The 11,843-nt window shown below is 65.2% G+C and carries 9 protein-coding genes; 4 read left to right on the top strand and 5 right to left on the bottom strand.

Going from position 1 to position 11,843, the window contains the following annotated elements; translation table 11 throughout:
* The first annotated feature begins 85 nt into the window (after positions 1–85).
* The gene (locus ACO054_RS16220; RefSeq protein ID WP_421707623.1) at positions 86–661 is read left to right on the top strand and encodes a PAS domain-containing protein; all 576 of its coding nucleotides are present in this window, start codon (positions 86–88) and stop codon (positions 659–661) included.
* Positions 662–715: 54 nt separating this feature from the next.
* Here ACO054_RS16220 and ACO054_RS16215 read toward each other — a convergent pair whose 3' ends face one another.
* The 4 genes from ACO054_RS16215 to ACO054_RS16200 all read right to left on the bottom strand — a co-directional run bounded on the left by ACO054_RS16215 (position 716) and on the right by ACO054_RS16200 (position 4,735).
* Positions 716–1,324: a YceI family protein gene (locus tag ACO054_RS16215; protein ID WP_421707622.1), complete on the bottom strand. Its 609-nt coding sequence runs from the start codon at positions 1,322–1,324 to the stop codon at positions 716–718.
* 55 nt (positions 1,325–1,379) lie between these two features.
* Positions 1,380–1,937, bottom strand: a complete 558-nt coding sequence (locus ACO054_RS16210) for a YceI family protein (protein ID WP_421707621.1) — start codon at positions 1,935–1,937, stop codon at positions 1,380–1,382.
* A 46-nt stretch (positions 1,938–1,983) separates the two neighbouring features.
* Positions 1,984–2,586 (bottom strand): cytochrome b, encoded by a 603-nt coding sequence (locus ACO054_RS16205; protein ID WP_421707620.1) that lies wholly within the window; start codon positions 2,584–2,586, stop codon positions 1,984–1,986.
* 109 nt (positions 2,587–2,695) lie between these two features.
* Positions 2,696–4,735, bottom strand: a complete 2,040-nt coding sequence (locus ACO054_RS16200; RefSeq protein WP_421707619.1) for a methylmalonyl-CoA mutase family protein — start codon at positions 4,733–4,735, stop codon at positions 2,696–2,698.
* 392 nt (positions 4,736–5,127) lie between these two features.
* Between ACO054_RS16200 and ccrA the strand changes: the two genes are divergently transcribed.
* The 3 genes from ccrA (at position 5,128) to ACO054_RS16185 (ending at position 9,368) form a co-directional block, all read left to right on the top strand.
* Positions 5,128–6,420, top strand: coding sequence for a crotonyl-CoA carboxylase/reductase (gene ccrA, locus ACO054_RS16195; RefSeq protein ID WP_421707618.1), 1,293 nt, complete (start codon positions 5,128–5,130; stop codon positions 6,418–6,420).
* A 199-nt stretch (positions 6,421–6,619) separates the two neighbouring features.
* Complete coding sequence (locus tag ACO054_RS16190) at positions 6,620–8,302, top strand: acyl-CoA dehydrogenase family protein (protein ID WP_421707617.1); 1,683 nt, start codon at positions 6,620–6,622, stop codon at positions 8,300–8,302.
* A 364-nt stretch (positions 8,303–8,666) separates the two neighbouring features.
* A complete protein-coding gene (locus ACO054_RS16185) occupies positions 8,667–9,368 on the top strand; it encodes a TetR/AcrR family transcriptional regulator (RefSeq protein ID WP_421707616.1) in 702 nt (233 codons plus the stop codon).
* Between the two features lie 53 nt (positions 9,369–9,421).
* Here ACO054_RS16185 and pheT read toward each other — a convergent pair whose 3' ends face one another.
* Complete coding sequence (gene pheT / locus ACO054_RS16180; RefSeq protein WP_421707615.1) at positions 9,422–11,839, bottom strand: phenylalanine--tRNA ligase subunit beta; 2,418 nt, start codon at positions 11,837–11,839, stop codon at positions 9,422–9,424.
* Positions 11,840–11,843: the final 4 nt, after the last annotated feature.

Here is an 11,843-nt window from a genome sequence, read left to right as displayed (position 1 = left end):
GGGATGTAAAATGCTAACCGCCACCATAGCGCCGCGACGCTGCACGCAAATGCTGGCTTAAGTTGCGCGGGAGGGCAGAGAAACCATGGATGAGGAGGTTCTCTCGAACATTCACGCCTATTGGTGCAGTCTCCGGCGCGACCGTCCGATGCCCGCGCGGGGGGACATCGACCCCGCCGAGATTCCCAAGCTTCTGCCGCATCTGATGCTGACAGACGTGCTGGAGAACGGGCAGTTCCGTTACCGGCTTATCGGGACCGAAGTCGAGCGGAGTTTCGGCGCGCCCGTGACGGGACGGACGCTCGAGGAGCTGATGTTCGGCGAGTACCTGACCTACATGACCGGTCTCTACCGCCGGGTCGTTCAAGAAAAACGCCCGATCTTCTCCGTGTCGCGCTACGGGGGGACGGACCGCGATCACCCGCTCTTCACCAAAAGGGTGATGATGCCCCTGTCCACCCAGGGTGCGTCGGTCGATATGGTGCTCTCCGCCCAGGTCTTCGTTCGGGTCGGCGGTTTGGACGATCGGACGGCTCTCGCCCTGCTGAACAGCGACGGCTATACCGGCTATGCCGACGAAAGCTACACGGCGTCGGAGACCTGTGGATCGGCAACGCTCGACTTGGCTGGACCCATGACCCGCAAGGCGACCGTGGAGTGAAGACGGCGACCGGGTATCGACAGTCGCCGTCTCTCCAGCCGGAAGTTGCCGCGGCTATTGCTTGAAGGCCTCGATCTCCAGGATAATCGCCACTTCGTCTCCCACCGCCGGAACGAAGGCGTTCATCCCGAAGTCGGAGCGTTTGATCGTCGTGGTGCCCGAGAAGCCGGCCGTCATGACGCCCTCGTAGCTGGGAATCGGGTGCGCCTTCAGGGCGTTCAGCGTTGTCTCCAAAACCACCGTCTGGGTAACGCCGAGAAGCGTCAGCTCGCCGGTCACAGTCGCCGTCTCATCGCCGGTGCGTTCGACTGCCGTAGAGACGAAGGTGATCGTCGGATGAGCCTCCACGTTGAAGAAATCGGCGCCACGCAGATGCCCGTCGCGCTCTTCGTGATTGGTGTCCAGGCTGGCGGCCTGAATCGTCACCTCCACCCGCGAGTTTTCCGGATTGGTCTCGTCGAGAACGATGACACCGTCCGCGTCGTTGAAGCGACCGATGGTATCGGAGAAGCCGAGATGATCGATACGGAAGACAACATCCGTATGGCTCTTGTCGAAGGCGTAGGTGTCCGCCGCTAGAAGCGGTGCGGCCGGTGCGGCCAGGACGGCGATCATGGCGGCGGCGCCCAGCAGGGCGGTTCGCGGAAAGACGTTACGGATCATCTGTTCGACTCCCTCTCTCACGTGTGAGTTCTCTTTGCGGTCTTGCGGCGAAGGGCTACGGTCGCGTCGCCAGAATCTCGAAAAAGATGCGAACTTCGGCCGGGATCATCGAAGTGTCGGCCCAGAGACCTTGTCCGACGCCGTAGTCCAGACGGTCGACCGTGACTTCGCCCAGGGCCTCCGCAGTCTCTCCTGTCACCGCGAGAGTGAAGGGAAGGATCACGGGACGCGTCGTGTCGCGCAGGGTCAGTTCGCCGTGGGCCTCGAAGCTTCCCTCTCCGGTCGCCTCGAAGCGTTCCGCCAGAAAGCGAGCCTCGGGGAAGGCCTCGACATGAAGCAGGCCGTCGCCCTTCACGGCGTCGTCGCGGTCGCGGGCGCCGCTGTCGACGCTGTCCGTCTCGATGACGATCTCGATGCGGCCGGTCGCGGTTTCGGGGTCGAAAACGATGTCGGCCGTCCAGTCCTCGAAACCTCCTTCCACGTCGCTGCCCGACTGGATGGCAATGAAGCCCACGCGGCTCTCGTCGGGATCCGTGATCCAGACCGGCGCTTCCTGGGCGCTGGCGGGGGTCGCGAAGAGGATCGCGACGGCAAGGGCAAACGGCAAAGGCATGGCGAAGACGTCTCTCAGGCTGATCGGGAAGGGATGGCGGTTCGGTCTAGCGACGCGTCTGCGGCAGCATGCGTCGCAACACCGTGTCTTTCTTGACGAAGTGATGGCGCAGGGCCGCCCCGGCGTGAAGTCCGATCAGGGCCAGAAGTGCCCAGGCGGACCAGAAATGTACGTTGGAGAGGGCGTCGTAGAGCGCCTGATCGGTCCCGATCGGGTTGGGCAGCGTGAAGCTGCCGAACAGGATCGTCGGGAAGCCCGATGCCCAGGACATGACGAGCCCGACGAGCGGCTGGCTAAAGAGAAACAGGTAGAGGCCGAGATGGGCGGCGTGAGCCGCCAGGCGTTCCCAGGCGGCCATGTCGTCCGGCATCGGCGGCGGCGGATGGCGCAGGCGCCAGACCAGTCGCAGAAGGGCCAGCGCCAGGATCGTCAGTCCTACGGTCTTGTGCCAATTGTAGAGCTCGATCTTCAAGGGACCGAGCGGCAGCTCGACCATAATCAAAGCCAGCAGGAAGACGGCGGCCATCAGCAAGACTGTCAGCCAATGGAAGACCTTGGCGCCGGCCGTGTAGTCCTGACGGAGCGATCCGGCGGCCGCGTCGTCTCTCGACGCAAGGGCGCGGTGAGCGGCGGGCGAATTGCTGGCCATGGGCACAGGTCCTCCTTCGCACCTCCATATGGCGCGCTTCGGCGGCCGTGCTAGCGGTCCATGTGGAAACGCTCTGTTTGCCGAGGTTGACCTGAGGAAACGACGCTCCCTACGCCGCCTCCTGACAGCGGCTTTCCACGATCTCCAGGATGTCGGCCATGATGGCCGTGAGGTCGTAGTCCTTGGGCGTGTAGACGGCGGCGACACCTGCGTCGCCCAGAAGCTTGGCATCCTCCGGCGGGATGATGCCGCCGACCACGACCGGCAGGTCGCTCAGGCCTTGCGCCTTCAGCTCGGTCAAGGTGTCCTGGACGAGCGCCACGTGGCTGCCGGAGAGGATCGACAGGCCGATCACGTGGACGCCCTCCTCCAGGGCCGCGTTGACGATCTGCTGCGGCGTCAGGCGGATGCCCTCGTAGACCACCTCGAAACCGCTGTCGCGGGCGCGGACAGCGATCTGTTCAGCGCCATTGGAGTGGCCGTCCAGGCCGGGCTTACCGACCAGCATCTTGACCCGACGTCCGAGCTGTTCGGAGACCTTGGCGACACGGCTGCGCAGGCTCTCCAGACTTTCTCCCGCCTCGGACCGCGCGGCCGCCTTGCCGACCCCGGTGGGAGCGCGGTACTCGCCGAAGACCTGCCGCAGGGCGTCGCCCCATTCGCCGGTGGTGACGCCGGCGTGGGCGCAGGCGATCGAGGGCTCCATGATGTTGGCGCCGCCTGCCGCCGCCTGCTTCAGATCGTCCAGGGCGCGCCCTGCGGCGGCCTCGTCGCGCTGGGCGCGCCAAGCCTGCAGCGCTGCGACGGTGGCCCGCTCGCTCTCCGGGTCGACCGTCATGATGCCGCCGTCCACGCCCTCAAGCAGAGGTGACGGCTCGCTCTCCACGAACCTGTTGACGCCGACCACGACCTGCTCGCCGCTCTCGATGGCCTGGAACCGGGCCGTTGCCGAGGTGACGAGCTGTTCCTTCATGTAGCTCGACTCGACGGCCGCGATGGCGCCGCCCATGGCGTCGATCCGCGTCATCTCCTCTCGCGCGGCGGCGCAGAGCGCCTCGACCCGGCCCTCGATCTCCGGGTTGCCGGCGAAGATGTCGCCGAACTCCAGCAGGTCGGTCTCGTAGGCGACGATCTGCTGGAGCCTTAAAGACCACTGCTGATCCCAGGGGCGGGGTAGGCCCAGCGCTTCGTTCCAGGCCGGCAATTGCACGGCGCGGGCGCGGGCGTCCTTCGAAAGGGTGACGGCCAGCATCTCCAGCAGGATGCGGTAGACGTTGTTTTCCGGCTGCTGCTCCGTCAGGCCGAGTGAGTTGACCTGAACCCCGTAGCGGAAGCGACGGTAACGCTCCTCCTCCACGCCGTAGCGCTCGCGACAGATGTCGTCCCACAGGCGGGTGAAGGCGCGCATCTTGCAGATTTCGCCGACGAAGCGGATGCCGGCATTGACGAAGAAGGAGATGCGTCCGACGGCGCGCGGGAAGTCGGCCGGATCGACCCGCTCGCGCAGGGCGTCCAGGATCGCAATGGCTGTCGAGAGCGCGAAGGCCAGTTCCTGCACCTCAGTCGCGCCAGCCTCCTGCAGGTGGTAGCTGCAGACGTTCATGGGGTTCCACTTCGGCACCTCGCGGTAGGTGAAGGCGACCACGTCGGCGGTCAGCCTGAGCGAGGGCTTGGGCGGGAAAATATAGGTCCCGCGCGAGAGATACTCCTTGACGATGTCGTTCTGCACCGTGCCCTGCAGGTCGGCGCGCGGCGCGCCCTGGCGTTCGGCGGCGGCGATGTAGAGCGCCAGCAACCAGGGAGCCGTGGCGTTGATCGTCATGGAGGTGTTCATGCGGTCGAGCGGGATGTCCTCGAACAGCACCTGCATGTCCCCCAGGTGGCCGACGGGGACACCGACCTTGCCGACCTCACCCTTGGCCAGGGGATGGTCCGAATCATAGCCGGTCTGGGTCGGTAGGTCGAAGGCGACCGACAGGCCGGTCTGCCCCTTGCTCAGGTTTCGGCGGTAGAGCGCGTTGGAGGCCTTGGCCGTCGAATGGCCGGCATAGGTGCGCATCAACCAGGGCTTGTCTCGCTCGCGCGTGCCTTCGCTCGTGCGAGAAGACTGTTGCTGCACTGCGTCAGCGCTAAGCCTTTGTAGGGTCATGGAGTCCCCCGAAATGTCACCAAATTGCCTGAGCGCATATGTTTCAGACCTAAAGTTGCTACAAAACGTCCAGATCTGAAATAAACATGTTATTGTGCATTGCAAAAGCCATGTTTGGCTTGTAAGAGTCAAGTCCTGGCTGGCAGTGGTGGTATGCTAGCCAGACCACTCAGGCCGTACAAGCCGCCCGGCAGTGGCGCAGGCGGTGGAGTGTGGAGCTGCGGCGACCCTCCGCGATAGACGGTTCAAGACAAGCCGTCGGCGGCGACGAGGGATATCCGGGCGAGGCGTATCCGGGCGAGGGCCGGCCGAAGGAACGAGCTGCCCCGCGGAGACCGAGCGGACGATAACCGATTCGGGCCAACCAACGAGGCAGAGGACCTTTCGAAGCCATGACACAGACATTATCGGAAGCAGCCGAGGTGGTGCAGCTGCACCCTGGCCAGGCAGCCAAGGACCTCTACGAACTCGGCGAGATCCCGCCGCTCGGCCATGTCCCGAAACAGATGCACGCCTGGGCCATCCGCAAGGAACGGCACGGCGAGCCGAACAAGGCGATGCAGGTTGAGGTCGTGCCGACGCCCGAGCTCGACAGCCACGACGTTCTGGTGATGGTGATGGCCGCCGGCGTCAACTACAACGGTGTCTTCGCGTGCCTGGGTAAGCCGGTCTCGGTCCTGGACTACCACGACTGGGGCTATCACGTGCCTGGCTCGGACGCGACCGGCATCGTCTGGGCGGTCGGCAGCAAGGTGAAGCGTTGGAAGGTCGGCGACGAGGTCGTGGTGCACTGCAACCAGGACAACGGCGACGACGAGGAATGCAACGGCGGCGATCCCATGTTCTCCCCCAGCCAACGCATCTGGGGATTCGAGACGCCAGACGGCTCCTTCGCGCAGTTCTGCCGCGTGCAGGATCGCCAGCTCATGCCGCGCCCGAAGCATCTGACCTGGGAAGAATCGGCCTGCTACACCCTGACCTTGGCGACGGCCTACCGCATGCTCTTCGGTCACCGTCCCCACATTCTGCGTCCCGGGGACAATGTCCTCGTGTGGGGCGCGTCAGGCGGTCTCGGCACCATGGCGATCCAGTTGATCGCGACGGCCGGCGCCAACGCCATCGGCGTGATTTCCGACGAGTCGAAGCGCGACTTCGTCCTCTCGCTCGGGGCCAAGGGCGTCCTGAACCGCAAGAACTTCGACTGCTGGGGCCAGATGCCACAAGTCGGAACCGAGGACTACAAGACCTGGTTCAACGAAACCCGCAAGTTCGGCAAGGCGATCTGGGAGATCACCGGCAAGGGCAACAACGTGGATTTCGTCTTCGAACACCCGGGTGAGTCGACCTTTCCGGTCTCCGCCTTCGTGGTGAAGCGCGGCGGCATGGTGGTCTTCTGCGCCGGTACCACCGGCTACAACCTGACCTTCGACGCCCGCTATGTCTGGCAGCACCAAAAACGGATCCAGGGTAGTCACTTCGCCAACCTGATGCAGGCGAGCCAGGCCAACACCCTGATGGTGGAGCGGCGCATCGACCCCTGCATGAGCGAGGTCTTCGGTTGGGACGAAATCCCGGAAGCGCATATGAAGATGCTCAGGAACGAGCATAAGCCCGGCAACATGGCGGTGCTGGTGCAGGCTAAGCGTCCCGGTCTGCGCACCCTCGAGGACGCGATCGAGGGCTAGCTTCGCTCCGAAGCTTCCACGGTTGGGGAGAGTCGCCGGACGGACGGCCTCCCCGCACCCTCCCGGACAGGCCGTCTGACTTGCCTCCGGCGCAGACGTGCTAGATTTCCATCGATCCCAGGTGACATCTCGGCCCCAGGTGACATCTTAGCCCAGATTCCATCGCCCGGCCGGTCCAACCAAACAGCACGGAACAGCCATGACTGACGCAGCCCTTGCCCAAACCGACGACGAGACCCTGGTGCTGTCGGATCTTCTGACGCTGACGGGCGAAGCGCTTCCCGCCGTGGAGGCCTTCGAGACGGCGGCCCGGAAGGCCCTGGCCCGCCGCGTGGCGCCCTCCGGCAAGGTCGAGACCGCGGCGCTGGAGCGCGAGCAGTTCGCGGGCCACGGGCTGGCCTGGCTCTCGACCTATGTCGCCAGCCTGCGGGAGATGGATCGCTGGGGCCGCCGGCTGCAGGACGACGGCGCTTTCGGCGAACTGGAACAGTTGATGCTGCAGGCCGCCTTCGGCGAGTACCTCCAGCAGATGACCGGCGGGCTGGCGATGAGCCAGGTGGAGGTGGTTCGTCCCAACGATCTCGGCGTCTCCGGTGAGGAGGTCGCGGCCTTGCGGACGCCGGCCGTGGCCCTGCTGATCGAGCGCGGCAATACCGCCGCTGTTCGTCTGCGTCTTGCCGAGCTGATCGCGGACGGCGGTTTCGGCGCGCGGGGCTACGACGAAACCGAGGCGATGATCGCCGAGCAGTTTCGTAAGATCGCCGACTCCTACGCCGAGGATGCCCACCATTGGCATCTGGCCGATGAGCTGATCCCGCTGGAGGTGATCGGGCAACTGGCCGAACTCGGCGTGTTCGGCCTCACGGTGCCCGAGGAATGGGGCGGCCTGGGCATGGGCAAGACGGCCATGTGCGTCGTGACGGAGGAGTTGAGCCGTGCCTACATCGGCCTCGGGTCGCTGGGCACGCGGTCGGAAATCGCCGCAGAGTTGATCCGCCTGGGTGGTACCGACGCGCAAAAACAGGCCTACCTGCCGAAGATCGCAAGCGGCGAGATCCTGCCCACCGCCGTCTTTACCGAGCCCAACACCGGCTCCGACCTCGGCTCCCTCCGCACCCGGGCCGTGCGCGAGGGCGATAGCTACCATGTGACCGGCAACAAGACCTGGATCACCCACGCGGCGCGCACCGACCTAATGACGCTGCTTGCCCGGACCGACCCGGAGGAGACGGGCTACAAGGGGCTTTCCATGTTCCTGGCGGAAAAGCCGCGCGGAACCGACGCCGAGCCCTTCCCGGCCGAGGGCATGACCGGCGGCGAGATCGAGGTGCTCGGTTACCGCGGCATGAAGGAGTACGAGATCGGCTTCGACGGCTTCGCGGTGTCGGCCGCCAACCTGCTGGGCGAAGTCGAGGGTCAGGGGTTCAAGCAGCTGATGGAGACGTTCGAGCCGGCCCGCATTCAAACGGCCGCCCGCGCCGTCGGTGTCGCGCAGAATGCTCTGGAACTCGGCTTGTCCTACGCGCAGGAACGTAAGCAGTTCGGCAAGGCGCTGCTGGCTTTTCCGCGCGTGGCCGGCAAGCTCGCCTGGATGGCTGTGGAGACCATGGTGGCGCGCCAGCTGACCCTCTTTGCCGCACGGGAGAAGGACAGCGACCGCCGTTGCGACATCGAAGCGGGGATGGCGAAACTGCTGGCGGCCCGCGTGGCCTGGTCCAACGCGGACAACGCGCTGCAGATCCACGGCGGCAACGGCTACGCGCTGGAGTACAAGATTTCCCGCGTGCTCTGCGACGCCCGTATTCTCAACATCTTCGAGGGTGCGGCCGAGATCCAGGCCCACGTCATCGCCCGTGGCCTGCTCGGTTCCGGCCGGAACTGAGCAAGCTTCGGACGCGGCACCGACAGTAAGACAGCTCGGCGAAAGGACTGGTCGGCGCGAGACACGTCACTGCGCCGCTTGGCATTTCGAGTTCTTCACTTAGGAACGACCTTCGAAAAATGACTGCCGGTCCCGCTCCAGGGACTTTGGGGGGAGGGGTCCACTGGGAGCGGGGCCGGCCAATGGCCGACGCTCGATCCGGGGAGGGTCGCAGCGCAAGCCATCGAGGTCTGCGCTGAGAGCCGGACAGTCGGTCTCCTCAGCGCGAGGATTTTATAAACTGAACTGTTTAGTCATTTTTAGATGAGTGATAGAACACTCAAGTTCAAGAACGACCCCCGGTTTTTTCACTGCGGACAGTCTTATGACGCCGAGCGTTAGCGCCCGCCCCGGTCGCCTTGCAGATCTGTCGCGTTCCGTCGATCGGGAGCGGTCGTCGCAAGCGGGGCAACGCAAGCTCCGGCAGATTTTGGCAGGCGCGCGTGGCGCCTTTCTCGATTTGGGTTACGAAGGTGCCAGCGTCGACGAGATCGTCCGCCGTGCGGGAGTCTCCAAAGGAACGCTCTACAACTACTTCGCCGACAAGCGGACGCTCTTCTCTGCGGTGGTCGACGAGGAATGTCGGGAGATGTCTCAACGGCTCTTCACGGTCGAAACCGACTGCGCCTGTTTGGAAACGAGCCTCCTGACGATCGCCAGGTCCTTCGTCCGCTTCATGGTCTCGCCCTTCGCGCAGGGCATGTATCGCGTCGCCGTGGCGGAGTCGGGGCGGATACCCGAGGTGGGGCGTGCCTTCTACAGCGCCGGACCGCAACTCTGTACGGCACGGATCGCGACGTTCCTGATCGAGGCCCGAGCAAGGGGCCTTCTTGTTCTGGAGGACGCGAACCTGGCTGCCTGCCAATTCACGGCGCTCTGTCGCGCCGAGCTCTTTCCGAAGGTCCTGTTCGGTATTCTGGAGCAGCCGAGCGAAGCCGAAATCGAGCGGGTTGCGGAAGCTGCCGTTCAGGTGTTCCTAGCCGCCCACCGACCGGCTTCAGGCCGAGCGACTGCTGGCGGAAACTGAAATTCCTAAAGCGATGACCCTGTTGGAGCGATTCAAGCCACTCTGCAGCTGATCTAGCCGCGCAGGCTGCCGCCGGTCTGCTTCTCGACGGCGGCGACGATCTTCTTCGCCGCAGCCTCCAGGTCCTCGTCCGTCAGGGTACGTTCCGTCGGTTGCAGGGTGACGGCCAGCGCGACCGACTTCTGACCCTCGGGGACGCCTTGGCCGCGATAGACGTCGAAGATCTGCACCCCCGTGACAAGCTGCTTGTCCGCGCCCTTGGCGGCACGCAACAGCTTCTCCCCGGGAACCTCATCGGCAACCAGGAAGGCGAAGTCGCGCTCGACCGGTTGGAAGGGAGACAGGGTCAGAGCCGGTCTCGCTTTGCCGCCGTCCTTGCGCTTCGCCTCGGGAATCCGCTCGAGGAAGATCTCGAAAGCAACCGCCGGGCCCTTGAGGTCGAAGGCCTGCAGAACGCGCGGATGCAACTCGCCGAAGGCCGCAAGGACCTTCGGCCCTAGACGCAACTGGCCGGAGCGGCCCGGATGATACCAGGGCGCCGCGTCGGCCGTGGTCTGCAGGTTCTCGACCGGCGCGCCCGCCGCCTCCAGAACCGCCAGGGCATCCGCCTTGGCGTCGAAGGCGTCCAGCGCCCGTTGGTCCGTCGCCCAGTGTCTGGTCGAGATCTGGCCGCTGCGCAGACCGGCCGCGACCAGCAGCTGACCCTCGGGCGTGTCGTCGCCGTACTGGGGACCAACCTCGAAGAGCCCGACGTTGGGGAAGCCGCGGTCGCTGTTGCGGACCGCCGCCTCGACCAGCGTCGGCAGCACGCTGGGGCGCATGATGTCGAGTTCGCTGGAAATCGGGTTGAGCAGCCTCAGCTGCGCGTCGCTCCAGCCGAACAGAAGTGCCTGTTTGACCGACACGAAGGAGAAGGTGACCGCCTCTTCGAGGCCGCGCCAGGCCAGTGCCGTTCGTGCCGCGGCGACGCGCCTCTGACGTGGACTCAGCGCCGGCAGGGGTAGGGTCGTATCAAGTTCCAGCGGTGTGATCGGCAGTTGATCGTAACCGACGATGCGCAGCACCTCCTCGACCAGGCAGGCCTCGCCTTCCAGGTCGGGACGCCAGGTCGGGGTGGTCACCTGCAAGGTCTTGCCGGTATCGACCACGTCGCAGCCGAGGGATTCCAGGATTTCCTTTTGTCGGTCGGCCTCGACGGCCAAACCGCCCAGGGTTTCGCAGCGGGTCTTGCGCAGCGTAATATCTTGGCGCGGATCGGGACGTTTACCGGCGCTGACGGCATGGCTGGCCTCGCCGCCACAGAGTTCTGCGATCAGACGGCTGGCCACCTCCACGCCCCAGACGGCGCTTTCCGGATCCAGTTTGCGTTCGAAGCGATAGCGGGCGTCGGAGTTGAGTCCCAGCTTGCGTCCGGTCATGGCGACCGAGATCGGGTCGAACAGCGCGACCTCCAGAAAGACCTCGGTGGTCTGCTCGGTGCAGCCGGAGTCCTCACCGCCCATGACGCCGCCGATCCCCTCGGGGGCACCCCCGCCGTCGATGATCAACATGCTCTCGTCGAGGTCGTAGGTCTTGCCGTCGAGCGCCAGGATCTGCTCTCCACGCCAGGCGAAGCGCATGGTGGGATTGCCGCTGACCTTGGCCGCGTCGAAGACGTGAAGCGGGCGGCCCAGATCGAAGGTCACGTAGTTGGTGATGTCGACCAGGGCCGAGATCGGCCGCAGCCCGATGGCTGTCAGGCGGCGTTGCATCCAGGCTGGAGACGGACCGTTGGTCAGTCCCCGGAAGTGACGGCCGGCGACGTAGGGGCAGGCGCCGCTCGCCTCGGCGTCGATCTGCCAGGTCAGGGGCGAGTTGTAGCTACCGGCAACCTTGGGCGCTTCGAGCGGCTTGAGTGTGCCCAGGCCGGCGGCTGCGAGATCCCGCGCGACGCCGCGTACGCCCAGGCAATCGCCCCGGTTCGGCGTAATGGCGATTTCGATCACCGGATCGTCGAGGCCCAGCAGTTGGGAGAGCGGCGTGCCGAGCGCCGGTGCCGTCTGCCCCTCGGCCGGGCTCAGGTCGATAATGCCGCTGTGCTCGTCGCTCAGACCCATCTCGCGTTCCGAGACCAACATTCCGTTGGATTCGGCGCCGCGGATCTTACCCGGCTTCAGCTCCATCTCGGTGCCGGGGATCCAGCTTCCCGAGGGCGCGAAGACACCGATCATGCCGCTGCGCGCGTTTGGCGCGCCGCAGACGACCTGAACCGTTCCGTGGTCCGCCGTCTCGACCTGACAGACCCGCAGGCGGTCGGCATTGGGGTGCTGTTCGGCGGAGATCACGCGCGCGACCGTGAAGGGCGCCAGCTTCGCCGCCGGATCCTCGACGCTCTCGACCTCAAGGCCGATCAGAGAGAGCTTTTCGACAATCGTCGCGAGATCCGCGTCGGTCTTCAGGTGCTCCGTGAGCCAGGATAGGGTGAATTTCATGGCT

The sequence above is a fragment of the Algihabitans sp. genome (assembly GCF_965226985.1).
Taxonomy (GTDB): domain Bacteria; phylum Pseudomonadota; class Alphaproteobacteria; order Kiloniellales; family DSM-21159; genus Algihabitans.
The sequence above is the reverse complement of the archived record's forward strand: the minus strand, read 5'-3'. Positions and strand labels throughout refer to the sequence as shown.